Genomic DNA, 26,964 nt, shown 5'->3' with positions numbered 1-26,964 from the left:
TATGGCCGAAATTTTAACAACTATTTTCTTCATTTTAGCAGTAATTGACCCTATAGGTACAATACCCGTTTACTTAGAAGCAACTAAAGAATTTGATTTGATTCATAAAAAGAAAATTGCTATTAGGGCATCAATAATTGCTTTTATAATACTACTGTTTTTTATTGTTATCGGGCAATTAATTTTAGAAAGCATGTCAGTATCTCTTGATGCTTTTCAAATTTCTGGAGGAGTGATTCTTTTTTTATTTGCATTAACAATGATATTTGGCGACGGGAAACCTGAACAAGAAAAAAACAGAATAACTGATTATAAACATGTTACTATATTTCCAATAGCAATTCCTTCTATAGCATCTCCTGGAGCAATTATGGCTGTTGTTTTAATGACCAATAACCATGTTTATACAATTCAACAACAAACAATTACAACCATAATTGTACTGCTTGTAATTGGTATTACTTGTTTAATTCTTTTAACTGCAAATCATTTACAAAAAAGAATAGGTAATTACGGAATTACCGTTTTAAGTAAAATTATGGGGCTAATATTAGCCTCTTATGCAATACAAAGTATTTTAAGCGGAATTACTAGCTACTTTAAAAACATATACAATTAACTTTTTAAAAGCTGATTTACCTACTCTTTTTACCTGAAATTTAGTACTACTGCTCTGTATAAACTGCTTACAATTTTATCCCTTACACTACGTTTTACACTTTAATGAAAACACTCAAAGAAATGTACCATAAACTTACTGAAAAGAAAACTTTAATCCGTTTATTAAAATATATAACGGGTTTGGTTAGTATAATATTTCTATCAATATTACTACTTTTCTCTTTGGTATATTTTGAAGTGTTTGGCGCTTTACCTAACAACGAAAAACTATCATCAATAATAAATGAAGAAGCCTCTTTAATATATTCTTCGGATGATGTAATTATCGGTAAAATTTTTACAGAAAACCGTACCAACATCAACATATCACAAATACCAAATCATTTAAAAGAAGCTTTAATTGCTACGGAAGACAAACGTTTTTATACTCATAATGGTTACGATGGTCAGAGCTATGCAAGGGTGTTATTTAAAAGTATTTTAATGCAAGATGCTTCTGGTGGTGGCGGGAGCACCATTACGCAACAATTAATTAAAAACTTATACGGACGAAAGTATCACGGTTTTTTAAGCATGCCCATAAATAAGATTAAAGAACTTATTATTGCTAGCAGAATGGAAAACTTATATTCTAAAAACGAGATACTTCAATTATATTTTAATTCGGTTCCTTTTGGTGAAAATATCTTCGGAATAGAATCTGCCGCTAATCGATTTTTTAATAAAAACACGAATGAGTTAACTGCCGAAGAATCTGCTGTGTTGGTTGGTATGTTAAAAGCAAACACTTATTACAACCCAAGGTTGCATCCTAAAAATTCTTTAAGTAGAAGAAATACTGTCCTGCAACTTATGAAAAACGAACAGTATTTAAATACCAAAACTACTGATAGTTTACAAAAATTACCACTTACTCTAAGTTATAAAAACCTTGATTTAAAAACAACTGCGGGTTATTTTTCTTATCAAGTAAAGAAAAAAGCTGTTAAAATAATAGATAGCATTAATGAAACAAGAAATATAAAACACAATATAGAAGCCGACGGTTTAAAAATATATACCACGTTAAATTACAGTATTCAAAAAATTGCCGAAAAAGCAGCTAAGGAACAACTTATAGTTAAACAAAAGGAGTTAGATAAAGAATTACGATCAAATATTTTAAAAAACAGCTGGTTAAAAAAAAATCGTTTTTCTTCTGAAAAAGACAAACAAAACAAAACCTTTAAGTTGTTTGATTGGGATAGTACTAAAACGATAACAGGTACTAAAATTGATAGTTTATGGCATTATGCAAAAATGCTTAATGCATCTGTATTAGTTACAAACCCTAAAAGCGGAGCAGTGATCAGTTGGGTTGGTGGAAATAATTTTAAAATGCTTCCTTTTGATATGGTTTTATCGCATCGTCAAATAGCTTCTGCCTTTAAACCAATTTTATATGCCACTGCTTTAGAAAATGGTATTTCGCCTTGCGATTATTTTAACAACGAAGAAAAAACATATCCCAAATTTAATAATTGGAAGCCTCAAAATGCCGATTACAGCTCAACACCCAAGAGTAAAGTTGCGCTATGGAATGCCTTAATTCATTCTATGAATTTACCAACTATCGATCTTTATTTTAAACTCGAAAGAGAATTATTAATCAATTACTGTGAAAAACTACAGTTTCCTAAAATTACCAATAATGCCCCGTCTATTGCTTTAGGAACCTTAGATTTATCATTGTCTGAAATAGTAAAAACTTACAGTAGCTTTGCTAATAATGGTGCAATGAACGACTTGTACATGATTACTAAAATTACCGATAAAGAAGGTGCTATTATTTATGAAAGTAAAGAGCAAAAAGCCGCAGATGTCTTTAAAAAAGAAACTACTGAAACACTAACAGCTATTTTACAAAAAGCTGTTGACCAAGGTACGGGATCTAAGATTAGAAACACTTATAAAATTAAAAGTCAGCTTGCTGCAAAAACAGGTACCGCGCAAAATTATACCGATGCTTGGTTTCTTGCCTATACGCCCAATATTGTTTTTGGTACTTGGGTCGGGACCTCTAAAAACACCATACATTTTAAAAGCGGAAAAGGTTCTGGCTCGTCATTGGCCCTACCTATTATTGCCAATATTATTAAAGAAATAGAGAAAGACGCCGAGCTAAGTAAAAAATACTTGACCGATTTTAATATTCCAGATGATGTTTACGAATCAATAAAATGCCCTCCTTACAGACAAAAAGGAATTAAAGGTTTTTTTAATAGACTTTTTGGAAAGAAGAAAAAAAAGGAAGATTAGTCTTTATAGTTTTGAAATGTTTAATTTTACTTTAACTTGTTTTCTGGTAACTTAGCTAGCGCTGAATTTAATTTATTAAAAAGGAACCATATTCTTAAAATGTTGACTGAATTCTATTTTCTTCAAAAAATAAGCTAAAAACACCCGATAACACCATCAAGAAAAACAACTTCTTCAGAACTGTAACCTTTTCTTTTCGATAGAACTGTCACTTGTTCGTTTAATTAACTCCTCTTTACACTTTGGATTTTCAGCTTCGATATGAGAATACGTCTCTAAATTATCTCCTTAATTTAAATTTTAAATCGTATTTATTTTATTACGATTTTAGTTTTTTTTATATAAAAATTTTAAATTTGATTTTATTAATCTTAAAAATTATTGTTATGTTAAAAAAAATTTCAAAATTTGGTACAGTTTTAAATAAATCTGAACTTAAATCAATTAATGGGGGTAATACTTGTAGTTGGACAAATTCAAAAGGTACAATGTACAGTTTATCAGATTGTTCTCGATGGGATAGGTTTCAGTTGTGGATTCGTGGAGTAGACTATGAAGTAACAGCTTAATATTTTATTTCCCAAACACATTACCAACAAAAAGGTTAACATTATTTAAAACCCTTGATTTCAAGGGTTTTATTTTATTTGTAATTTAATTATGTATTGCTAATTCTTTACACCATGATTTACCACTTAGGTACATTTATAAATTGATATACAAGTTTTTTCCTTTATTATAAAATAATTTCAGCTCCATCACTACTAACTTTTACTTCATGTGCCTTGACAAGATGATTAACTAAACAGGCATCAGTAATTATGATAGTATCTCTTTTTTTTACTTAAGTTCATTTTTGTAACTTTTACTAAATTCATTTTACTAACAGGTTAATTATATTGGTATCAGTACTCCATACAACTTTGCATAAAATGTATTTAAACACCTTTTCGTTTTTTGAGATATTAGTGAAAGTTAAGCAAACAACGTAGCAAAAGCCTCTTCTATTTTCCCAACCAAAACGAGTTTTATACCATGGTTTTTAGAAGATATTTTATTGTATCTCGAGGCTACTAAAGTTTTATATCCTAATTTTTCAGCTTCTATAATACGTTGATCAATTTTAGAAACTGGTCGTATTTCTCCTGCCAAACCAACTTCGGCTGCAAAACAAACATTCGGATTAATTGCTAAATCTTGATTCGATGACAAAATCGCTGCAACAACCGCTAAATCTATCGCAGGATCATCTACATGAATTCCGCCTGTAACATTTAAAAACACATCTTTTGCACCTAATTTAAAACCTGCTCTTTTTTCTAACACAGCTAAAATCATGTGCAATCTTTTTAAATTATAACCTGTCGTAGATCGTTGTGGTGTTCCGTAAACTGCAGTAGAAACCAACGCCTGAATTTCGATCATTAAAGGACGAATACCTTCTAAAGTTGATGCAATTGCGGTTCCGCTTAAATCAGCATCTTTTTTTGAAATTAATATTTCAGACGGGTTAGATACCTCTCGTAATCCGCTAGATAACATTTCATAAATTCCGAGTTCAGCAGTGGAACCAAATCGGTTTTTCTGAGAACGTAATATTCTATAGGTATGATTTCTGTCGCCTTCAAATTGTAAAACAACATCTACCATGTGTTCTAAAATTTTAGGTCCAGCAATATGTCCTTCTTTATTAATATGACCAATTAATAATACCGGAGTAGAAGTTTCTTTGGCGAATTTTATAAGTTCTGCTGATGTTTCACGAATTTGAGAAATACTTCCTGGTGAAGCTTCAATAGAATTAGTATGTAAGGTTTGAATAGAATCAATCACCAAAACATCTGGCTTAACCTGTTCTATATTTTTAAAAATCTGTTGCGTATTGGTTTCTGTTAATATTAAACAATTAGAGTTTGTTGACTCTAAACGCTCGGCACGCATTTTTATTTGCGACTGGCTTTCTTCACCCGAAACATACAATACTTTTTGTGGAATTTTTAAAGCTATTTGTAGTAACAAAGTTGATTTACCAATTCCTGGTTCACCACCTAATAAAACAACAGCTCCTTTTACAATTCCACCACCTAAAACGGTATCTAATTCATTGTTTTTTGTTTCAACTCGTTCTTCAGCATTTAACTGAATATCTTGTACTTTTAATGGCTTTGAAACTCTTTTTTGAGTACTTTCAGGTGTTTTCCAACTTCTTTTTTCTTCTTTTTGAATTACTTCTTCAACAATAGTGTTCCATTGTTTACATGAGCCACATTGTCCAACCCATTGTGCGTGTTGTGCTCCACAGTTTTGACAGAAAAAAGTAGTTTTGGTTTTAGCCATTTAAGTTTAATTGTGCTATTAGTAAAGCACCAAAGTTACAAAGTAATCTTTAATACTATTGATTGTTTTTTAACGTCTGTTTTAATTTTATTAAAAAAAGTAAACATATCAATCTAAATTTATTTGAGTTTCACAGTCTAATTTATCAAGGTTATGATATGCTAAAATAAATTCAGCATGACAGTAATATGATTTTCATAATTACGAAAACACACTATTTTATCTTTAAATAAAATCTTTATTAAGTTTATCTTATGTTTTCGTTTTATTCTTCAATTAGAAATTTTAATTCGTGACAAGTTTTACTCGGAACAAATTCAATTAAATCATAATTAGCTAAACCTTTAATTTTAAAAGGGTCTTTTTCGATAATTTTTTCTAAATCAGATTTGTCTTTAACGTTTGATAATATTACTCCTCCGGTTCTAGGATTTTTTTTACCTGAAGCAAGGAAATTTCCTAGTTCATATTGATTATTTAAATATTCGATGTGTTGTTCTAAAAATAAATCAACCTTATCTAGTGCTGTTTTGTAAGTTATATTTATAATAAACATTGTTTTTGTACTGTTTTTATTCAGTCATTTTGTAATTAATTACAATTTCGTTTTCTATAATATTTTTGTGTTGTTTTACAGTTTTAAACCCTAATTTTTCAAAGAAAGGTTTTGCTGTTTTACTCACGTTTGCGCTTAACTTTTCAACTTTATACTCGATAGATTTAGCTTTAATATGCTCGTATAATAAACTAGCTATTCCTTTTCTTGTATAGTCTTTGTGAATATACATTAAATTCAAATGGTTTTTATTTTTTAGCGAACTAAAACCTACTATTATTTTTTCACTTTCAGCAACAATAAAAAATTCCTCTTTTAAAGATTTTTCCCATTTTTCTGTTTTTTAACAGCCTTGCTCCACACCTTTCTTTGGTTTAATGAATATTCATTTTGGCATGTTTTTATAATGGTTTCAGAAAACAATTTTTGAAGCTCAGGTAAATCTTCAATTTGAGCTTTTCTAATTGTAATATTCATTTTTTTAAGTTTTGTAAAAATTGAAACACAATAGTTACTGCTTTTACCCAAGATTTATAGTTTGGCTGCGTTAGCGATTGAACGGTTTGTTTGAGCTCTTTTTGTTTTCTTTTTAAAACAAAAAAGCGAGTAGTGAAAGCGCGCCCTGAAAGGGAACGCCCAATTACTTTTTATTTTTATTATAAATGGGTAAAAATAAGAATGCTAAGCCTCCGAAAATAATAATCATTAAGGTTTGGGCTGTCCACATAATCCAACCAAAAGCGGTTGCTGGCTCTTCGTTAATGCCAAATAATGCCAAGGCTCCTGCAACGGCTACAGGATACAAACCGATACCGCCGTTGGTTGCCGCGATGCTAAAACCACCTGCGATAAACCCTATTAACACACCGCCAAAGGGAACATTTAATCCATTAATTGCTGGTATTGTTGCCCAAAACATGGCTACATACATTGCCCAAATAAATATGGTGTGGAAAATAAATGCCCATTTATGTTTCATTTTTAAGATGCTTGTTACACCTTCTATTAAGCCTGAAACAAAGTTTTTAATTTTTAATCCGATTCCTGCTTGTGCTTTTTTAACATATTTGGTTAGTAAGTATCCTCCTACAATTAAAACAACTAAAATAGTTGCTGTTTTTATTGGGTTAAAATTTTTGGTTAGTAACTCATAAATAAAATCAAACTGTACAAATAGTGTAATTGCTATAATACTTAACATCATTACTAGGTCTGCAATTCTTTCGGCTACTATGGTTCCAAATCCTTTTTCGAACGGAATGTTTTCGTAGTTTGTCATTACCGCTGCGCGGGATACTTCTCCGGCTCTTGGTACTGCATAATTTACTAAATAAGCTACTAAAACTGCCATGGTACTGTTACCAAAATCTGGTTTATAGCCCATTGGTTCTAACAAAAATTTCCAACGGTATGCTCTTGAAAGGTGGCTTAAAATTCCAAAAAACAATCCTAATGCTATCCACCAGTAGTTTGCCTCTTTGAAATAACCCAACAAAGTTACTATTGATACTTTTGATAAGGAGTACCAAACTAAAAAACCTCCCAAAACGAGAGGTAATATTATTTTTAAAATCTTTTTAAAATTCAAAATTAGGTAAGTGTATTATCTGTTTCGTTAGGAAAAACTAACGATGGTTTAAACTTTTTAGCTTCTTCAAGTTCCATAAAAGCGTATACAATTAATATTAACACATCGCCTTTTGCTACTTTTCTGGCAGCGGCTCCGTTTAATGTAATTTCGCCACTTTTTCTTGGTCCTGGAATGGCATAGGTTTCTAAACGTTCACCATTATTGTTGTTTACAATTTGAACTCGCTCACCTTCTATAATACCTGCAGCATCCATTAAATCTTCATCAATGGTAATGCTTCCTATATAATTTAAATCGGCACCCGTAACTTTTACGCGGTGGATTTTAGATTTTACTACTTGAACTAACATACTGCAAAAATAGTTTTTTAATGATTAATGTATTGTGTTTGAACAATTTTATTTTAAGCTGATATTGTCTATTAATCGAATATCGCCTGCAAAAACAGCAATAAATGCTCTGTATTTTTGATTTTTCTCTTTTTTACTAACAGTTTCTAGGGTTATTTCATTAGCAATGGTAAAATACTCTAACTCTAATAAAGGGTGTTTTGCAAACTTCTTTTGTACCCATTTAGTAACTTCAGTCGCATTTTTTGTGCCAAATTTTTTCTTAGCTTTTTTTAATGTTTTATATATAAATGGTGCCGCCTCTCTGTATTCTTTTGTTAAACGAGTGTTACGAGAGCTCATTGCCAATCCATCTGCTTCTCTAAAAATATCACAACCTTTAATTTTAACTGGAATGTGATGCTTTTCAACCATTTTTTTTATGATTTGTAATTGTTGAAAATCTTTTTTTCCAAAATAAGCATTATCAGGAGTTACAATTTCAAATAATCTTTTTACAATGGTTCCTACTCCATCAAAATGACCATCTCTAAATTTTCCTTCCATCTGGTGCTCCAACCCATCAAAATTAAAACTTTTCGCATCGATTTTTTTACTATATATTTCTTCAACAGCAGGAAAAAACAATATATCACAATCAACAGATTCTAATAGGGCAACATCATTTTCATAAGTTTTAGGATATTTTTCTAAATCGTCTTTATTATCAAACTGTGTTGGGTTTACAAAAATACTGACTACAGTAATATCATTTTTTTTCTTAGCTTTTTTAACCAATGATAAATGTCCTTGATGTAAAGCTCCCATCGTTGGCACAAATCCTATTGATTTTTTTGCTATCTTTAGCTGAGATAAAAAATCTTTTAATTCTGATATCGTTTTATAAACTTTCATGTTATTATAGTTGAAATACATGCAAAATTAGCAATTTAACACCATTTTAGCATAAATTTTCGTATTTTTGCATCTTCAATAAAATAGACAGACTTAATGAAGGATAAGAGAATATTATATGTTTCATCGGAGGTAACACCATATTTACCAGAAACAGAATTATCGTCTACTGCATTTAATGTTGCTAAAAATGCACATTCTAAAGGAGTTCAAACCCGTATTTTTATGCCTCGTTTTGGGGTAATTAACGAACGAAGACATCAATTACATGAAGTTATTCGTTTATCTGGTATGAATCTAATAATCAACGACATGGACATGCCTTTGATTATCAAAGTGGCTTCAATTCCGAAGGAAAGAATGCAAGTGTATTTCATTGACAATGATGAATATTTTAAACGTAAAGCAGTATATTCTGACGAAGATGATCAAATGTTTAGTGATAATGACGAACGTATGATTTTCTTTGCAAAAGGAGTAGTAGAAACTGTAAAAAAATTAAACTGGGCGCCTGATATTATTCATGTTCATGGATGGATGGCTTCATTACTTCCCTTATATTTAAGAGAATTTTATAAAGAAGAACCGTTGTTTACCGAGAGTAAGATTGTAACTTCGCTTTACAATAGTAATTTTGATGGTGAATTAAATAATGAGTTAGCTAATAAAGTTCGTTTTGATAAAGTTGATGAATCTAAAGTAACAACTATTGCTACACCAAATCAAATAAACATATTAAAAAGCGCCATCGAAAATTCGGATGCTATTGTAAAAGGTAGTGAAGTTTTACCTGATGAGATTAATGCTTTTATTGATGAAAAAGGAGGTAAAGTTTTAGAATTTCAATCAGAAGAAGTTTTAGCAGAAGCCTATTTAGAATTTTATAAAGAAACAGTTTTAGAAATAAGCGAATAACAATACAAATGATTAGAAAAATTGGTGTTTTAGGTATTAGCTTGCTATGTTTAGCAACTACCATATCATGTGAAAAAGATTTTAACGACGTAGGAGGTAGTATCCTTAACAATACAAAATTTGAAACAGGAGAAATTTTATTAGACGTAGAAATTGAACAAATTGACATTTCTAATTCAAACACTAATCCTTTGTACAAGGCTGTTAGAGCCGATAACATAGGTATAGGTACTTTAGGTGAATATTGGTTAGGTGTTTATAAAAGTAATAATTACAAAACTATTGAAGCCTCTTTTGTTAGTCAATTATCGTTACCATTATCTTTAAAAACACAAGATGCAGAGCCAGCTACAGAAGATGGTGAAATAGACTCAATCTTTGTTTTAGATAAAGTAGTTCTTAAATTACCATATACTGCTACAAATATTGGAGAAGAAAGTGATGGAAAACCTAAATTTAGATTAGATTCAGTTTTAGGAAACACTTCCATAGCAACTCCCATTAAAGTATTTAAAAATGGAACTTACTTAAATAACCTGGATCCTAATAACCCAGCAAATTCAAATAGCTTTCAATCTGATTATGATTATATTGAAGGTGATTTATTAAATGAAGACCCAGGGTTTACATTTATACCTAGCCCTATAGATACGATGTTAGTATTAACAAGAAACATCAGTAACGGTAACACTTATCAAGATACTATTAAACTTGCAGATAAGGTTCCCTTTTTAACCATTCCATTAAACAAAACAGAAATGGAGGGGCTTTTCTGGGATAAATTTGAAGGTGGTGAATTTTCAAGTTTAGATGCTTTCAACGCTCATTTTAAAGGTCTTATTGTTAAATCAGAAGGAGCAGATGGAGCAATGGTTCCATTTAGTTTAACAAATGCCAGTCTAGATTTTCATTATACAATTACGACTTTTATTAAAAAAGAAGGAGAAAGTGTTTTAGCCTTAAAAGATACCTTACCAAAAACATACTCTTTTCCTTTTTCTGGCATAAGAAACAGTACCTACAAGATGTCTCAGCCAACTACACCAACACCTGCTAATAATTTTACAGTACAAGGAACAGCTGGATCGATGGCTAAAGTAACAATTTTAGACAATACTAAACTTCAAGAATTAAGAGACAATAATTGGTTAATCAATGATGCTTCATTAACGTTTTATATTAACCAAACAATTAATACAGATAAAAACATAATTCCACAAAAATTATTTATTTATCAAGATAAAAATAATAATGGAAACTTATCTCCTACTCAAATTTCTGATTCATATATTGAACCAGCCGCTTTTGGAGGTAACTTAGAGTTAACAGATGAAGAAAAGCCTGAAAAATATAACTTTAGAATTAGCAACTATATTTCAAACTTATTAAGAAATGAGGCTGACACTACTATAGAACCTTTAATTTTAAAAGTTTATAACCCTACTGATACACCTCAAAATTCAACCGCAGTTAGCACCTATAACTGGAACCCTAGAGGAGTTACCTTATTCAATGGGAACGAAACTGCCAATGGCTCAAAAAGAGCTGTGTTAAAAATATCATATTCTAAAGAAAAATAACATTTATTATGTGTGGAATAACTGGTTACATTGGGCACAGAGAAGCCTATCCCGTTGTAATTAACGGATTAAAGCGTTTAGAATACAGAGGGTACGATAGTGCAGGAATTATGATTTATGATGGGGAAAAAGCGCATTTATCAAAAACAAAAGGGAAAGTTTCTGATTTAGAAACTATTATCGACAACGATGAAAAAAGAAAAAAAGGAACTATAGGTATCGGTCATACTAGATGGGCAACTCATGGTATTCCTAATGACTTGAACTCACATCCACATTTTTCACAATCAGGTAACTTAGTTATTGTTCATAACGGTATCATTGAAAATTACGCTACCATTAAAAAAGAATTAACCGAAAGAGGTTATGTATTTAATAGTGATACTGATACTGAAGTTTTGGTAAATTTAATTGAAGAGGTTAAAAAAACTGAAGGATGTAAATTAGGTAAAGCTGTTCAATTAGCATTAACAAATGTTATTGGTGCTTATGCTATTGCCGTTTTTGACAAAACAAAACCAAACGAATTAATTGTTGCACGTTTAGGAAGCCCTATTGCCATAGGTGTAGGTAAAAATAATGAAGAATTTTTTGTAGCTTCAGATGCCTCTCCTTTTATTGAATACACAAAAGATGCTATTTATTTAGAGGATGGTGAATTAGCTATCATCAAAAAAAACAAAGGCATTAAAGTTCATAAAATTGATAATGATAAAGAAATTGATGCTAATATCCAAGAACTTCAACTGAGCCTAGAGCAAATTGAAAAAGGTGGTTATGATCATTTCATGTTAAAAGAAATTTACGAGCAACCAAAAGCTATTATAGACACTTACAGAGGACGAATGCTACCTGACCAAGGTATTATTAGAATGGCTGGTGTTGATGACAATATTTCTAAATTTACAAGTGCTAATAGAATAATAGTTGTTGCCTGTGGTACCTCATGGCACTCTGGCTTAATAGGGGAATATCTTTTTGAAGACATGGCACGTATTCCTGTAGAAGTAGAGTATGCTTCTGAGTTTAGATACAGAAATCCGATTATTAACGAAAACGATGTCGTAATTGCTATTTCTCAATCTGGTGAAACTGCTGACACCTTAGCTGCTATTAAATTAGCAAAATCAAAAGGAGCCTTTGTTTTTGGTATTTGTAACGTTGTAGGATCATCTATCGCTAGAGAAACGCACGCGGGTGCTTACACTCATGCGGGGCCTGAAATTGGGGTTGCATCTACAAAAGCATTCACAACGCAAATAACTGTACTCACATTAATTGCTTTAAAGCTGGCACAAGCTAAAGGAACATTAGCTACATCTGCAGTAAATAAGTACTTACAAACAATGCAACAAATTCCTGCTCAAGTAGAACAGTTACTTAAAACGGATGCACAAATTAAAGATATTGCAAATGTTTATAAAGACGCAAAAAATTGTTTGTATTTAGGTAGAGGATTTAACTTTCCTGTTGCTTTAGAAGGTGCTTTAAAACTAAAAGAAATTTCATACATACATGCTGAAGGATATCCTGCAGCCGAAATGAAACATGGCCCTATTGCTTTAATTGATGAAAATATGCCCATTTTTGTCATAGCAACTAGTAAAGGTCATTATGAAAAGGTAGTTAGTAATATTCAAGAAATAAAATCTAGGAGCGGTAAAATTATTGCTATCGTTACAGAAGGAGATACTACTGTAAAAGAAATTGCAGATCATGTAATCGAGATTCCTGATACTGAAGAAGCTTTTACACCGCTATTAACTACAATTCCTTTTCAATTGTTATCGTATCATATTGCGGTAATGTTAGATAAAAATGTAGATCAACCGAGAAATTTAGCAAAATCTGTTACTGTTGAATAAACAAACTAGTAATCTATAAAAAAAGCCAAGAAATATTTCTTGGCTTTTTTATTTTATTCTTTTTTAAAAGTAAGATATACAGGAAAATGATCTGAAAAACCTCCTTGATACCATGGACCAATATAAGTTCTGAAGGGACTGTTTTTAAATTTTCCTTTGTAAAAACGCATCCAATCTTTCTTAAAAATACCCGCTTTTATAAAACTGTGACAACTCTTTTTGACATCAAAAAAATCTTTTGAAAAAATTATTTGATCAAACAAATGCCATTCTTTATAGAAAGTTAAACTTCCTTCTCCTTTTTTGAATAACGCTTTCATTGGGTTATATAAATCATCACTTACTAGGTAATCAGTAATACTTTCACTCGTGGGATCGTCATTAAAATCGCCCATAATTATAAATTTAGCATTACTATCTTTCTTTTTTATAGCATCTAAAACTTCATGTACATGTATGGCTGCTTTAATACGTTTTTCTTTAGTTTCTACATCTCCATCTCTTCTTGAAGGCCAATGATTAACCAAAACATATATTAATTCTCCATTAAAATTACCTTTTACTACCAATAAATCACGTGTATAATCAATAGCACCTTCTTTATCTGTTAAATGTAACGAATATGTATCAGAAGTTATTACATTAAAAAAGGCTTCATTATAAAGTAGTGCTACATCAATTCCTCTTTCATCTGGCGAATCGTAATGCACATATTTATAATCATATTTTGATAAGTTCTTATGCTTTGTTAAATCCTTAACTACTTTAGCGTTTTCAACCTCAGCTAATCCAATTAAAACAGGAGGAAAAGCAGATTGATTTATTCCTATCTGACTGATAACTGATGTTACTTTTTTAATTTTATGTTTATATTTCTTACAATCCCATTTACGTTTACTTAACGGAGTAAAATCATCATCAGCAGTTTTGGAATTATTTTTCGTATCAAACAGATTTTCAACATTGTAAAAAGCAATACTAATTGTATTTTTTCTTTTATTCATCAATTATTGCAATAAAATTAATCACTCGAAAATACGAAATATCAAAAGCTATAACATAAAACTAACCATAAAAATTAATGATTAGTTAAAAAAAACAATTTCAAAAAAATAAAAGATTAAAAAAATAACAAAATAATTAAAAATTATTCAAAATAAAATATGATTTATTTCTTTTTGATTAATGTTAACTCTTTGTAAACCAACAAAAATAACTATTATTTTTTACCAAAAGAAAAGATTATCATAACACTAAAATACGAACATAAACAACTGTCATACAGTATATTTACAATGTAAAAAAATAAATCTAAAATCTTTATATAAACTCTAAATTTAAAAAAATGAAAAAGTTATTCGTATTAGTATTTGTTGCCTTTGTAAGCACTTCTGTATTTTCAACAAATGAAAATCCTGTAAAACAAGAAATAAGAACTAAAATAGTACAACTTTTAGGGAATCCTGATTTTTTGGTTGATGAAAAAGTTAAAACTACTGTAGATTTTTTGATAAACAAAAATGGTGAAATTGTTATTTTAAACGTTGATTGTAATACTCCAAAGATTCGTTACTACATAAAAAACAAATTAAATTACAAAACAATAAATAAAAATTTCAATGGTAAAAATACATTTTACAAAATGCCATTAGTAATAAAAAACGGATCTAAATAAAATTAGTTTTATAAATGAAAAAAACTCATAGGTTAGTAGCCTATGAGTTTTTTTATTTAACCTATTTAAGTTTTATACAACTCCTTGATCTAACATTGCGTCAGCAACTTTTACAAAACCAGCAACATTTGCTCCTTTTACATAATCAACAAAACCATTTTCATCAGTTCCGTATTCAACACAAGATGCATGAATATCGTTCATAATTTGGTTTAATTTTGCATCAACTTCTTCTCTAGTCCAGTTATAACGTAATGAGTTTTGGCTCATTTCTAAACCAGAAGTAGCTACTCCACCAGCATTTGATGCTTTTCCTGGAGCAAATAAAATTTTCGCTTCTAAAAATGCTTCAACAGCCTCTGGTGTAGATGGCATGTTTGCACCCTCAGCAACACAAATACATCCGTTAGCTAATAATGTTTTAGCTTCCTCTCCATTTAACTCATTTTGAGTTGCACATGGTAAAGCTACATCACATTTTGTTCCCCAAGGACGCTCGCCTTTAAAGAATTGTGCATTTGGATATTTCTCTACATATTCATGGATTCGTCCTCTACGAACATTTTTAATCTCCATAACGTATGCTAATTTCTCAGCATCAATTCCGTCTGCATCATAAATATATCCTGATGAATCAGACATGGTAACAACTTTACCGCCTAATTCGGTTACTTTTTCAGTTGCATATTGCGCTACGTTTCCAGATCCTGAAACCACAACAATTTTCCCTTCCAAAGAGTCTCCTTTAGTTTTTAACATGTTTTGTGCAAAATACACATCACCATAACCTGTTGCTTCTGGTCGTATTAAAGAACCACCCCAAGAGGCACCTTTTCCTGTTAAAACACCAACAAACTCGTTACGTAATTTTTTATACTGACCGAACATAAATCCGATTTCTCTTCCTCCAACACCAATATCACCTGCAGGAACATCAGTATTTGCACCAATATGGCGGAATAACTCAGACATAAAAGCTTGACAGAAAGCCATCACTTCACGATCAGATTTTCCTTTTGGATTAAAATCAGAACCTCCTTTTCCTCCACCCATTGGTAAAGTTGTTAAAGAGTTTTTAAACACTTGTTCGAATCCTAAAAATTTTAAAATTGATAAGTTTACAGAAGGATGAAAACGTAAACCACCTTTATAAGGTCCAATAGCCGAGTTAAACTCAACTCTATAACCTCTATTTACTTGTGTTTCGCCGTTATCATCAACCCAAGGAACTCTAAACATTAAAGTTCTTTCTGGTTCAACCATTCTTTCAAGTAATTTTTTACCTTGATATTTTGGGTTATTTTCAATAAATGGAATTACAGTTTCTGCCACTTCGTGTACAGCTTGTAAAAATTCTGGTTCATTAGAATTACGTTCTTTCACGTAATCCATAAATGCATTTATTTTAGATTCCATAATTTTAATTATGTTGTATTATGATTTAAACAATTTTGTACCGCAAATATAATTAATTTACAATTTGTTAAATTTAAAAAAAACAATTATTTCACTATTTTTTTAAATTTCTAAAACGTTTTCGCTTATTTAAGCCTTATAGTCGATAACTCTTTATAAAACCAACATATTTTTCATTTAAAAATCATAAATTTGCATCCTAATTATTCCGAAAAATAAGATGTTAGATAAAGTAAAAGAATTGATTGGTGATGTAAAAGCTTTTCAAGCAACTTCAAAAGAAGAAGTGGAAGCTTTCAGAATAAAATACTTAGGTAGTAAAGGATTATTAAAAGATTTATTTGCCGAGTTTAAAAATGTAGACGCAGCAATGCGTAAAGATTTTGGACAAGCTTTAAACAACTTAAAAAAATCTGCCGAAACAAAAGTAATCGAATTAAATGATATTTTAGAAAGTGCTGTTGAAGAAAACGGTATTTATGGCGATTTAACACGTCCTTCTGAACCAATTAATTTAGGTTCTCGTCATCCAATATCTTTAGTTAAAAACCAAATCATTGAGGTTTTTAACCGAATCGGATTTACTGTTTCTGAAGGGCCAGAAATTGAAGATGATTGGCATAACTTTACAGCATTAAACTTACCAGAATATCACCCAGCACGTGATATGCAGGATACTTTTTTTATTGATAAGAATCCTGATACTTTATTAAGAACACATACCTCATCGGTACAAGTTCGTTATATGGAAAATAACGAACCTCCAATTCGTACAATTTCGCCAGGACGTGTTTTTAGAAATGAAGATATTTCTGCACGTGCACACTGTATTTTTCATCAAGTAGAAGGTTTATATATTGATACCGATGTATCATTTGCAGATTTAAAACAAACGCTTTTATATTTTACTAAAGAGATGTTTGGTAAATCTAAGATTCGTTTACGTCCTTCTTATTTTCCATTTACAGAGCCAAGTGCCGAAGTTGATATTTACTGGGGATTAGAAACCGAAACAGATTACAGAATTACCAAAGGAACAGGTTGGTTAGAAATTATGGGCTGTGGTATGGTAGATCCTAATGTATTAAAAAACGCTAATATTGATCCAACAAAATATTCTGGATATGCCTTTGGAATGGGAATAGAGCGTATTGCAATGTTATTATATCAAATTCCTGATATTAGAATGTTTTACGAAAACGACAAACGTTTTTTAGAGCAATTTAAATCGGTAATTTAATAAAATTATATAAAGACGAAAGCTCAAAACTTTCGTCTTTCCTTTTAAACTAATTAGAATGAGAAAAGACATTCACGTACCTAAAGTTGAAAATGTAGAAATTGCCATCACTTTAGAAAAAAATCAAAACGACAACACCGATGAATGGTGTGTATACATCATCAATAAAAAAGAAGTTGATTTAGAAATGGTAGTTATTGTTTCTCAAGGATTTTCAGACACTAAAACAACCTCATTGTTTCGCAGAAAAATAGATATACTTCCAGCAAATTCAGCTTCTAAATTCGAAATAATGCAACCCGAATTATTTGCTTTAGACAATCGTTTTCAAGTTACTTTTTTTGAGAACAATCAATTACACGACAAAACTTTTATCTTTCAAGAAGGCACAATACAAGAAGACTTTTTTAGAGATATTGATGTTTTAAATAAAAAAGGAGTTGTTTGTAAATAAATTTTAAAACATAAAAATGGCATTAAAAAGCTATTTTTAAAAATCATACAAAAAGAACGATAGTTGTTAATTAACCGCTATCGTTCTTTTTTTGAGGAAGCTTTAACTATTTTCGCTAAAATAAAAATATTTTATGTTTACAGATATTCAAAGTTTAGTTGCTGATTTTTCTTCATGGATTTGGGGAATACCCTTATTAATATTACTAATCGGTGGCGGATTATGTTTATTTGTTTATTCAGGTTTGGTTCCTTTTAGATATATGGGACACGCCATTGCCATTTTAAGAGGTAAATACGACAAACACGATTCTCCTGGCGATTTATCACATTACGAAGCTTTATCATCTGCCATAGCTGCAACAGTAGGAATGGGAAACATTAGTGGTGTTGCCATTGCCATTGCTACTGGTGGTCCTGGAGCTATTTTTTGGATGTGGGTAAGCGCCTTTGTAGGGATGGCAACCAAATTTTTTACCTGTAGTTTAGCCATCATGTATCGCGGTAAAGATGAAGATGGAAATGCAAAAGGAGGACCAATGTATGTAATTACCGAGGGGTTAGGTAAAAAATGGAAACCTTTAGCCATATTTTTTGCAACAGCTGGTTTAGCAGGAACTTTGCCCGCCTTTCAAGCAAATCAATTAACCCAAACAATTATTGATGTTTTTAAAGTAAATCAATCCAATGAATTTACCGCTAAATTACTAATCGGATTAACAATTGCCATAATAGTGTCAATGGTAATTTTTGGCGGAATTCAACGAATAGGAAAAGTAGCCGGTAAGTTAGTTCCCATAATGGTTGTTGTTTATTTACTTACTGTAATCGCTATTTTACTTTTAAAATTTGATAAAGTTCCTGGCATATTTTCACTAATATTTACCGATGCTTTTTCAGGAAAATCAGTTTTAGGTGGCGCCTTAGGAGCTCTAATAATTACCGGAGTAAAACGTGCTGCTTTTTCTAACGAAGCAGGTTTAGGAACCGCACCGATGATGCACGGAACCGCAAAAACCAAAGAACCAATTAGAGAAGGTTTAGTAGCCATGCTAGGCCCTGCAATTGACACCTTATTAGTTTGTACACTAACCGCCTTAGCAATTTTAGCCTCTGGCGTTTGGCAAAATTTTGACGGTAATGGTATTTCAATGACCTTAGCAGCCTTTGATGCTGTTTTACCTTACCATACCGGAAGTATAATTTTAACTATTTGCGTGTTAATATTCGCTTTTTCAACACTATTTACCTATTCTTTTTACGGTTATAGCTGTTTAAGTTTTTTAACCAGCGCCAAAACAGGAAAATATTACAACCACTTTTACATTTTAGTAATTGTAATTGCTTCTATTATTAAGTTAGATTTTGTTATCAATTTAATGGATAGTGCCTATGCTTTAATGGCAATACCAACCGTACTTTCTACCCTAATTCTAGCGCCAAAAGTTAAAAAAGCAGCTAGTTTATATTTCCAAAAATTAAAATCAGGCGCTTTTAACTAAGTATACTTTTTTCAACATAAAACAAAACACCTATTGTAATTTATGATAGGTGTTTTTTATCTTTTTGAAGCTATTTCCCGCTTTCCGCACTCGCTTTTTTCACTGCCGTTTTCGATACAAATTTTTCATACTTCAAAATTCACTCAAACTGACAGTAAAAAAGAGCTCAAACAAATGCTTCAATCGGGGCTAGGTGTGTTTATAAAATTGACTATTCTTATAAAAACTACTTAACATTTACAAAGAATAACCTATCACTTCTCTATTAAATTTTCATTTTTAATAAAACGATACAAACCTTCAATCAAGTTTTTTAAATGATAATTATCTTCAATTAAATCTTCATAAGTGTAATTACCATCAATAAAAAAATTGGCTAGTTTGTTTTTGTACGTAGTTTCTAAAGTATTACCTTTTTTAAAACTCCTCATTTGATTTTTAGAATCATTATCTTTTTGGTATTTAGGTATTTCTATCTTTAAGAATTCATCTTCATAGAACTCACCTAAACCTTTATCTTTATAATCATTCATTGTAAAAGAAATTGTTTTTAATTTTTCAACAACATTTTCACCTACAATCTCTTTCATAAAATCTTTAATAACTTTTACAGGCAGCAAGTTTTCTATTTCTTTAACTACCGTATTTTGATACATAAAAGAATTATTTTCTTTAGCTAAAGATTCTAAGTTTTGTTTTCTTAAATATTTAGCATCGGTATTTGCAATAACAAAAAAACAGCCAAAGCAATACCTGTAATTGTATAATCTAAACGTTTTGTAGTATTCATTTATAAAATTAATCCACAAATAAAAATACTACAATTACAGTAAACAATGGTATTATTTTTCTGCTAACGCTTGTTTATCAAAAGAAAGCCCTTCAAAGCCAGTATTCATAAAACTTCTAATGTTCTGATGACCTGTTCCGTTTAAGTTTTCTAGAACATCATTAAAATAATACTGCGCAAAACAAGCCAATGTTTCTTCTTTAGTTAATTGTTGTTTTACTGCAAAAGAAAACACTTTACACGAACCCAAATTTTCAGCATCACTATTTTGCAAATCGCCATTCTTAAAAGCTGTTGGTGTAAAAACATAATTTTCTTCAATAACACTAATGGTTTCAGAAAAAACAACTTCTTTTGGATTGTTTCTTAATTTATTTATAAAATCTTGTAAAGACATAATTATATATATTTATTAGTTTTCTAAAAAAGCTTGTAAAGTTACATTTTTCATAAAAACCATTAAAAAAAATATTTCTCAATAAAAGAAGATTAAAAAAGTATAGTTTTATTAAAAAAATGTAAATTTTTATTTACATTTGTGAAAAAATATTATGAACACACAAATTTTACCTAATTGGTGCAAAAAAACAGGAATAGTATTATATGTTATAGGAGCATTACCATCAGCTTATAGAGGATTCATGGATGGAATTCATGGTAATTCTTTTATAAGAACTGAAGATTTATGGCATTACGATATTATACTCTACTTAGGCTTATTAATTTACTTTTTATCAAAAGAGAAAATTGAAGATGATTACATTAATAAAATTCGACTAGAATCCTATCAATTAACACTCTTAATCAGTATAATTATATCGTTTATTACGTTTATAATTTTTAAAGATATAAAAGTATATAATTCATTATTTTTAGAAAGTTTTTTACTTATTTTCTTAATAATATTTTGGTTTAAAAAAAGGCAGTACTAATATGAAAAACCTAATTAAATTAGAAAGAGCAAGGCATAATTTAACACAGGGTGCATTGGCTGAGAAATTAGGTGTTTCAAGACAAACTATTCATGCTATTGAAGCTCAAAAATTCAATCCGTCAGTAACATTAGCTATCAAAATGGCACGTTTATTTAATGTTAGCGTGGAATATTTATTTGAAATAGAAGAAGAATCATAACTATGATACATACGCCACTAAAAATCGTTATTTAATTTATAGAGTAATTGCTAATTATCTTAAGTTAAAAAAACTTATACAAAATACACTTATAATTCCTTAATTTCGCACTTATAAATTTCAAGAAATGTACAGAACGCATACTTGTGGTGAATTAAGAGCATCACACACAAATACCGAGGTTACCTTATCTGGATGGGTACAAAAATCACGTGATAAAGGTTTTATGATTTGGGTAGATTTACGTGATCGCTACGGAATTACACAGTTAATTTTCGACGAAGCACGTACCTCTAAAGATTTAATGGAGGAAGCGAAAACTTTAGGACGTGAATTTGTTGTTCAAGTTACAGGTACCGTTATTGAACGCGAATCTAAAAACAAAAATATTCCTACTGGTGAAGTAGAATTATTAGTTACCAAGTTAGAAGTTTTAAACGAAGCAAAAACGCCTCCTTTTACTATTGAAGATAAAACAGATGGCGGTGAAGATATTCGTATGAAATATCGTTATTTAGATATTCGTCGTAACCCAGTAAAAGATAGTTTGATTTTTAGATCGAAAGTATCAATGGAGGTTCGTAAATATTTATCTGACCAAGAATTTATAGAAGTAGAAACACCATATTTAATCAAGTCAACTCCTGAAGGCGCAAGAGACTTTTTAGTGCCTTCGCGTATGAATGCAGGTCAGTTTTACGCATTACCACAATCGCCACAAACATTCAAACAACTATTAATGGTTGGTGGAATGGATAAATACTTTCAGATTGTAAAGTGTTTTAGAGATGAAGATTTACGTGCCGATCGTCAGCCAGAATTCACACAAATTGACTGTGAAATGGCATTTGTTGAGCAAGAAGATATTTTAAATATTTTTGAAGGATTAACACGTCATTTACTAAAAGAAATCAATGGTGTTGAAGTAGATAAGTTTCCTAGAATGTTGTTTGATGACGCCATGCGTTTATATGGAAATGACAAACCAGATATCCGTTTCGGAATGGAGTTTGGCGAGTTAAACGACGTTGCACAACAAAAAGAATTTAAGGTATTTAACGATGCAGAATTAGTAGTAGGAATCGCGGTTCCTGGTGCTGCATCATATACAAGAAAAGAAATAGATAAGTTAATTGATTGGGTACGCCGTCCGCAAGTTGGAGCTTTAGGAATGGTATATGTAAAATGTAATGAAGATGGTACTTTTAAATCATCAGTAGATAAATTTTATGACCAAGAAGATTTAGCAAAATGGGCTGAAAAAACTGGCGCTAAAGCTGGTGATTTAATCTGTATTTTATCAGGAAATACTACTAAAGTACGTGCGCAACTATCTGCTTTACGTATGGAAATGGCAGAGCGTTTAGGTTTACGTGACCCTAAAGTATTTGCTCCGTTATGGGTAATCGACTTTCCTTTATTAGAATTAGATGAAGAAACAGGTCATTACCACGCAATGCACCATCCGTTTACATCACCAAAACCAGGGCAATTAGAAATGCTAGACACCAATCCAGGAGCTGTAAAAGCAAACGCTTACGATTTAGTATTAAATGGTAACGAAATTGGTGGAGGTTCTATTCGTATTCACGATAAAGAAACACAAGCCATTATGTTTAAACATTTAGGCTTTACTGAAGCTGAAGCGAAAGAGCAATTCGGATTCTTAATGGACGCTTTTGAATACGGAGCACCACCACATGGAGGTTTAGCGTTTGGTTTAGATAGATTGGTTGCTATTTTAGGTGGGCAAGAAACCATTCGTGATTTTATTGCGTTCCCTAAAAACAATTCAGGCCGTGATGTAATGATTGATGCTCCGGCTGCGTTAAATGATGCGCAATTATCAGAATTAAGTATAAAATTAGATATAAAAGAGTAGCTTACTTTTTTATAAGATATATAAATCCCGTTCTAAATTTAGAACGGGATTTTTTTTACTTAAAACATACACAACTATCGGTATCATTTTAAAAGTTTACATTTGATATAAAAATTCAAAAAGAAATTTTATGGAAGGTTTTTTATTTATAACACTCATTTTGTGTTTCTATTTTCTTAACAGAAATATAAACAACAAGTTTAAAGAGCAGAACTTAACTATTGAAGATTTAAAAAAAAGACTTCGTTTTTTACAAAATGAAGTACTCTCAAAAAGACCAGCTTCCGAAACAAAAGAAACTGTTGTTGTAGCCAAAGAACCTGTAAAACAAGAACCGACTAAGGAAGTAAAACATACTTCTATTGTTCCCGAAAAAAACATCCAAAAAACAATACAACCAGCTGTTGATATTCCACAAAAACCAGCGCTAACGAAAACTCAAAAACAAGTTGTAAAACAAAAAGTTAAAACGGCTCCAAAAAAATCTTGGATCAAAAAGTTTAAAGAGAAAAACCCTGATTTAGAAAAATTTGTGGGCGAAAACTTAATTAATAAACTTGGAATTTTAATTTTAGTATTAGGTATTAGTTTCTTTGTTAAATATGCGATTGATAAAGATTGGATAAACGAACCTGCAAGAGTGGGTATTGGTATTTTATGTGGTTCACTTGTGATGGTCATTGCTCATAAATTAAAGAAAAACTACGCTTCTTTTAGCTCCGTTTTAGTAGCAGGAGCCATTAGTATATTCTATTTTACAATATATATTGCATTTCACGAATACCAATTATTTAGTCAAACAGTTGCCTTTGTAATTATGTCGTTAATTACTGCTTTTAGCACTTTGGTATCTGTTTCATATAACCGTCAAGAATTAGCTGTTTTATCATTAATTGGTGGTTTTGCCGCTCCTTTTATGCTAAGTACTGGTGAAGGGAATTACATTGTTTTATTTACTTACATTGCTATTTTAAATATTGGTATTTTAGGAATTTCGTATTTTAAAAAGTGGAAAGTATCCACCATTTTAGCCTTTATTTTTACAACACTTTTATTTACAAGTTGGTGTGCCATAAAAATAAGTGAACCAACATTTTCACATACAGGAGCCTTAGTATTTGCAACGCTATTTTATTTTATTTTTAGCATTATCATCGTTTTAAACAATCTTAAAAACAAAGGTGTTTTTTCGGTAATAGAATACCTTATTTTAATTGCAAACACCTTTATTTTTTTCGGAATCGGAATCATTATTCTTGAAGATTTAAATTCAAACCTTACCGGATTATTTACTTTATTATTAGCGATTTATAACTTAGGATATGCTACAATTTTATATAAAAAATTCGGTTTAGATAAAAATGCCATCTACCTTTTGATTGGTTTGGCTCTTACTTTTGTTACCCTTACCATTCCTATCCAATTTGAAGGAAATTATATTACTTTATTTTGGGCTGCAGAAGTTGTATTATTATTTTGGCTATCACAAAAATCAAAGATAAATTCTTTTAAAGTTGGTGCCATCATTGTACAAGTATTAACGCTTATTAGTTTACTAATAGATTGGTTTAGATATGGATCATCTGAAGAATTGTCAATAATATTTAACCCTTTATTTATTGCAAGTGTTGTTGTAAGTATTTCATTATACCTAACTTATTGGTTATTGAAAAAAGAAAACAACAGTGCTACGAAAAAAACAACAGCTATCCTTAATTTTTATAAAAATACTGTTATTATAATTGCGGCTATTATCACGTATTTTACAGGTTTTTTAGAAATTAATTATCAAGCAAATCAGTTTTTAGAAAACAATGTTTCTGCCTTGTCGTTTCCGTTAACCTATCATTTTGTTTTTATTTCAATTCTATTGTGCTTAACCGATTTCTTTAATAAAAAGAAATTTATAAAACTATTACTATTTATAAGCAGCTTTTCTATTTTGTTATACATATTATCTTTTTATAAATTTCCAACAAATGAAATGATTAAAAATGCTGTTGCTGGCACCAACACAAAACATGCATTTTATTTACATTATATTATTGTAGCCTGTTTAGTGTATTTTGGGTATCAATTATTTAAAAAAACAAAATCAGTATTTAATATAAGCCCAACAAAAAGCAAGTGGCTACCGTGGTTATTTGTTTTTGCAATTGTGTACACATTAAGTAATGAAATAATGATACATGGTTTATATATTTCAAACACTGTTGATGTAACAGAATTGGCTGAAAAATTTCCAGAAGCTGAAAACAATTTTTACACAAAGAAAAATTTTATAAAAAACGAAATAAAAGAAACCAAAGCACAAATTATTAAAATAGGTTACCCGATACTTTGGGGAGTATTTTCTTTTATTTTTTTAATTATTGGAATAAAAAGACAGTGGAAGGTATTACGAGTAATAGCACTTTCGTTACTTGGTTTAACCATTGTAAAATTGTTTGTTTACGATATTAAAAATGTTTCAGAAACAGGAAAAATTGTTGCCTTTATATTACTTGGGGTCTTAATTTTAATTATTTCCTTTGTGTATCAAAAAATTAAAAAATTAGTAGTTGATGAAGTATCCGAAAAAGAAAATAATGATGAATAAATATAACTTTTTAATAGCCTTCTTTATAGTTTTAACTAGTTTTAGTCAAAACTATAAAGGTACACTTAGCGTAATTGAAGAAGATGGATTGCATAAAATAATAGTTCCGCAAGAAGTACGTTCATCATGTAACGAAAACTTTAACTTTTTAAGAATTAAGGATGTTCAAAAAAATGAAGTTCCTTATGTTTTAATTTATAATAACGACAAGAAGTTTTCTACTTTTAAACCAATTAAAATTGCTTCTAAAAAAGTATTAAAAGACTCTATCACTTCTATTCTTCTCGAAAATAAAACGAGAAAAATACAAGATTATATTACACTACAAATAGCAAATACAAAAATCACAAAAAGGTATACTGTTTATGGTAGTGATGACGGAAAGGAATGGTTTGGCTTGGTTTCTAACAAAAGTTTGTCATATATAAATAAGCCTCAAAAAACGGCAACAGGAAAGGTGTTTTTAGAAAAAACAATTCATTTTCCTCTAAACACTTACACTTTTTTACGTATTGATTTTAATGATAAAGAATCATTACCTATCAACATTTTAAATGCTGGTATTTATGAGAGTAAATTTTATACTCAAAACCTCAGTAAAATATCAAACTACAAACAAGAAATCGTTAGCATAAAAGAAAAGAAAGTTACACAACTTAAATTTACAGCTACAAATAAGCATCGTATTAATAGTATTTCTTTTAAAATTACAGATGCTTTTTTTCTACGTAATGCAAAGTTAATTGTAAAGAAAACTCGAAAAGTAAAGAAGCTTGTAAAAACTTACAATCATGTTATTTCTCAATTTCAGTTAAACTCAAAAAGCAACAACACCTTTGTTTTTGATAATTTAAATGAAAAAGAATTCATCATAGAAATTGATAATCAAGATAATCCTTCTTTAACAATAGAAAATATACAACTATTACAAAAGCCAATATATCTTATTACCAGCTTAAAGCAAAAACAAGATTATGAAGTACTAATTAACAATACACTTTCTAAACCTTCTTACGATTTAGGTAATTTTATATCAAATAAAACAGTTGCTGTTGAAGAAGCTACTATTTTAAACTTTACTAAGATTGAAAAGAAAAAAGAGAAGGAAGAAGAAAAACCTTTTTGGGAAACTACATTATTTATGTGGATTTGTATTGTTCTTGGTAGTTTTATAGTTATTTATTTTGCTATAAGTTTAGTTAAAGATATTAGTAATCAGGAAAAATAATTAACCAATTACTAAACATTAAACACCTTTTCTCTATT

At 30.1% G+C, this 26,964-nt stretch carries 26 protein-coding genes; 15 read left to right on the top strand and 11 right to left on the bottom strand.

All coding sequences use genetic code 11. The features are described 5' to 3' along the window. The first annotated feature begins 1 nt into the window (after position 1). The 3 genes from Q4586_RS13235 to Q4586_RS13225 all read left to right on the top strand — a co-directional run bounded on the left by Q4586_RS13235 (position 2) and on the right by Q4586_RS13225 (position 3,488). A complete protein-coding gene (locus Q4586_RS13235; RefSeq protein ID WP_068702354.1) occupies positions 2-619 on the top strand; it encodes a MarC family protein in 618 nt (205 codons plus the stop codon). A gap of 104 nt (positions 620-723) precedes the next feature. Beyond that, a complete protein-coding gene (locus Q4586_RS13230; protein ID WP_084443034.1) occupies positions 724-2,919 on the top strand; it encodes a transglycosylase domain-containing protein in 2,196 nt (731 codons plus the stop codon). A 386-nt stretch (positions 2,920-3,305) separates the two neighbouring features. Beyond that, positions 3,306-3,488, top strand: coding sequence for a hypothetical protein (locus Q4586_RS13225; RefSeq protein WP_068702352.1), 183 nt, complete (start codon positions 3,306-3,308; stop codon positions 3,486-3,488). A gap of 406 nt (positions 3,489-3,894) precedes the next feature. On the opposite strand, the gene radA is transcribed toward Q4586_RS13225, so the two are convergent. From radA to panC, 7 genes are all read right to left on the bottom strand, one after another. Further along, a complete protein-coding gene (gene radA / locus Q4586_RS13220; RefSeq protein ID WP_068702350.1) occupies positions 3,895-5,256 on the bottom strand; it encodes a DNA repair protein RadA in 1,362 nt (453 codons plus the stop codon). Positions 5,257-5,521: 265 nt separating this feature from the next. Further along, positions 5,522-5,812 (bottom strand): YciI family protein, encoded by a 291-nt coding sequence (locus Q4586_RS13215; RefSeq protein ID WP_303529739.1) that lies wholly within the window; start codon positions 5,810-5,812, stop codon positions 5,522-5,524. Between the two features lie 16 nt (positions 5,813-5,828). Beyond that, a complete protein-coding gene (locus Q4586_RS13210; RefSeq protein ID WP_303529760.1) occupies positions 5,829-6,113 on the bottom strand; it encodes a GNAT family N-acetyltransferase in 285 nt (94 codons plus the stop codon). 14 nt (positions 6,114-6,127) lie between these two features. Continuing rightward, positions 6,128-6,289, bottom strand: a complete 162-nt coding sequence (locus Q4586_RS13205) for a hypothetical protein (protein WP_303529736.1) — start codon at positions 6,287-6,289, stop codon at positions 6,128-6,130. Between the two features lie 163 nt (positions 6,290-6,452). Beyond that, positions 6,453-7,358, bottom strand: coding sequence for a lysylphosphatidylglycerol synthase transmembrane domain-containing protein (locus tag Q4586_RS13200; RefSeq protein ID WP_438273389.1), 906 nt, complete (start codon positions 7,356-7,358; stop codon positions 6,453-6,455). Between the two features lie 44 nt (positions 7,359-7,402). Then, on the bottom strand, positions 7,403-7,753 hold the full coding sequence (gene panD, locus Q4586_RS13195) for an aspartate 1-decarboxylase (protein WP_068702345.1): 351 nt from the start codon (positions 7,751-7,753) through the stop codon (positions 7,403-7,405). 48 nt (positions 7,754-7,801) lie between these two features. Next, entirely contained in the window at positions 7,802-8,647 is an 846-nt protein-coding gene (gene panC, locus Q4586_RS13190; RefSeq protein WP_303529728.1) for a pantoate--beta-alanine ligase, read from the bottom strand. Positions 8,648-8,743: 96 nt separating this feature from the next. On the opposite strand from panC, the gene Q4586_RS13185 reads away from it, so the two are divergent. The 3 genes from Q4586_RS13185 to glmS are packed head-to-tail and all read left to right on the top strand — an operon-like array spanning position 8,744 to position 13,007. After that, positions 8,744-9,562 (top strand): glycogen/starch synthase, encoded by an 819-nt coding sequence (locus tag Q4586_RS13185; protein ID WP_271407194.1) that lies wholly within the window; start codon positions 8,744-8,746, stop codon positions 9,560-9,562. 8 nt (positions 9,563-9,570) lie between these two features. Continuing rightward, a complete protein-coding gene (locus Q4586_RS13180; protein WP_303529724.1) occupies positions 9,571-11,142 on the top strand; it encodes a DUF4270 family protein in 1,572 nt (523 codons plus the stop codon). A gap of 8 nt (positions 11,143-11,150) precedes the next feature. Then, positions 11,151-13,007 (top strand): glutamine--fructose-6-phosphate transaminase (isomerizing), encoded by a 1,857-nt coding sequence (glmS, locus tag Q4586_RS13175; RefSeq protein WP_303529722.1) that lies wholly within the window; start codon positions 11,151-11,153, stop codon positions 13,005-13,007. Positions 13,008-13,060: 53 nt separating this feature from the next. Here the strand turns inward: glmS and Q4586_RS13170 are convergent, their stop codons facing one another. Further along, positions 13,061-14,011 carry an endonuclease/exonuclease/phosphatase family protein gene (locus Q4586_RS13170; RefSeq protein ID WP_303529719.1) on the bottom strand — a complete coding sequence of 317 codons (951 nt, stop codon included), beginning with the start codon at positions 14,009-14,011 and terminating at the stop codon, positions 13,061-13,063. Positions 14,012-14,352: 341 nt separating this feature from the next. On the opposite strand from Q4586_RS13170, the gene Q4586_RS13165 reads away from it, so the two are divergent. After that, positions 14,353-14,682 (top strand): hypothetical protein, encoded by a 330-nt coding sequence (locus Q4586_RS13165; RefSeq protein ID WP_303529717.1) that lies wholly within the window; start codon positions 14,353-14,355, stop codon positions 14,680-14,682. A 72-nt stretch (positions 14,683-14,754) separates the two neighbouring features. Here Q4586_RS13165 and gdhA read toward each other — a convergent pair whose 3' ends face one another. Next, positions 14,755-16,098, bottom strand: a complete 1,344-nt coding sequence (gene gdhA, locus Q4586_RS13160; RefSeq protein WP_303529715.1) for an NADP-specific glutamate dehydrogenase — start codon at positions 16,096-16,098, stop codon at positions 14,755-14,757. Between the two features lie 220 nt (positions 16,099-16,318). Here gdhA and pheS point away from each other — a divergent pair, with 220 nt between their 5' ends. The 3 genes from pheS (at position 16,319) to Q4586_RS13145 (ending at position 19,293) form a co-directional block, all read left to right on the top strand. Next, entirely contained in the window at positions 16,319-17,338 is a 1,020-nt protein-coding gene (gene pheS, locus Q4586_RS13155) for a phenylalanine--tRNA ligase subunit alpha (RefSeq protein ID WP_303529712.1), read from the top strand. A gap of 58 nt (positions 17,339-17,396) precedes the next feature. Continuing rightward, positions 17,397-17,792 (top strand): hypothetical protein, encoded by a 396-nt coding sequence (locus Q4586_RS13150; RefSeq protein WP_271407201.1) that lies wholly within the window; start codon positions 17,397-17,399, stop codon positions 17,790-17,792. A gap of 133 nt (positions 17,793-17,925) precedes the next feature. Continuing rightward, the gene (locus Q4586_RS13145; protein ID WP_303529707.1) at positions 17,926-19,293 is read left to right on the top strand and encodes an alanine/glycine:cation symporter family protein; all 1,368 of its coding nucleotides are present in this window, start codon (positions 17,926-17,928) and stop codon (positions 19,291-19,293) included. Positions 19,294-19,547: 254 nt separating this feature from the next. Here the strand turns inward: Q4586_RS13145 and Q4586_RS13140 are convergent, their stop codons facing one another. Together Q4586_RS13140 and Q4586_RS13135 are read right to left on the bottom strand one after the other, a co-directional pair. Beyond that, a complete protein-coding gene (locus Q4586_RS13140) occupies positions 19,548-19,949 on the bottom strand; it encodes a hypothetical protein (protein ID WP_303529706.1) in 402 nt (133 codons plus the stop codon). Positions 19,950-20,135: 186 nt separating this feature from the next. Further along, positions 20,136-20,480: a HopJ type III effector protein gene (locus Q4586_RS13135; protein ID WP_303529703.1), complete on the bottom strand. Its 345-nt coding sequence runs from the start codon at positions 20,478-20,480 to the stop codon at positions 20,136-20,138. Positions 20,481-20,634: 154 nt separating this feature from the next. Here Q4586_RS13135 and Q4586_RS13130 point away from each other — a divergent pair, with 154 nt between their 5' ends. The 5 genes from Q4586_RS13130 to Q4586_RS13110 all read left to right on the top strand — a co-directional run bounded on the left by Q4586_RS13130 (position 20,635) and on the right by Q4586_RS13110 (position 26,926). Continuing rightward, a complete protein-coding gene (locus Q4586_RS13130) occupies positions 20,635-21,015 on the top strand; it encodes a hypothetical protein (RefSeq protein ID WP_303529700.1) in 381 nt (126 codons plus the stop codon). A 1-nt stretch (position 21,016) separates the two neighbouring features. Continuing rightward, a complete protein-coding gene (locus Q4586_RS13125) occupies positions 21,017-21,217 on the top strand; it encodes a helix-turn-helix transcriptional regulator (protein WP_303529698.1) in 201 nt (66 codons plus the stop codon). 127 nt (positions 21,218-21,344) lie between these two features. Continuing rightward, positions 21,345-23,099, top strand: a complete 1,755-nt coding sequence (gene aspS, locus Q4586_RS13120) for an aspartate--tRNA ligase (RefSeq protein WP_303529696.1) — start codon at positions 21,345-21,347, stop codon at positions 23,097-23,099. Positions 23,100-23,229: 130 nt separating this feature from the next. Next, positions 23,230-25,698 carry a DUF2339 domain-containing protein gene (locus Q4586_RS13115; RefSeq protein WP_303529695.1) on the top strand — a complete coding sequence of 823 codons (2,469 nt, stop codon included), beginning with the start codon at positions 23,230-23,232 and terminating at the stop codon, positions 25,696-25,698. Next, positions 25,664-26,926: a hypothetical protein gene (locus Q4586_RS13110; RefSeq protein ID WP_303529693.1), complete on the top strand. Its 1,263-nt coding sequence runs from the start codon at positions 25,664-25,666 to the stop codon at positions 26,924-26,926. The genes Q4586_RS13115 and Q4586_RS13110 overlap by 35 nt, the downstream gene beginning before the upstream one ends. Positions 26,927-26,964 lie beyond the last annotated feature (38 nt).

The organism is Tenacibaculum soleae (assembly GCF_030549005.1).
Lineage (GTDB): Bacteria > Bacteroidota > Bacteroidia > Flavobacteriales > Flavobacteriaceae > Polaribacter > Polaribacter soleae.
Note: the sequence above shows the minus strand (reverse complement) of the source record. Positions and strands in the feature narration are given on the sequence as shown.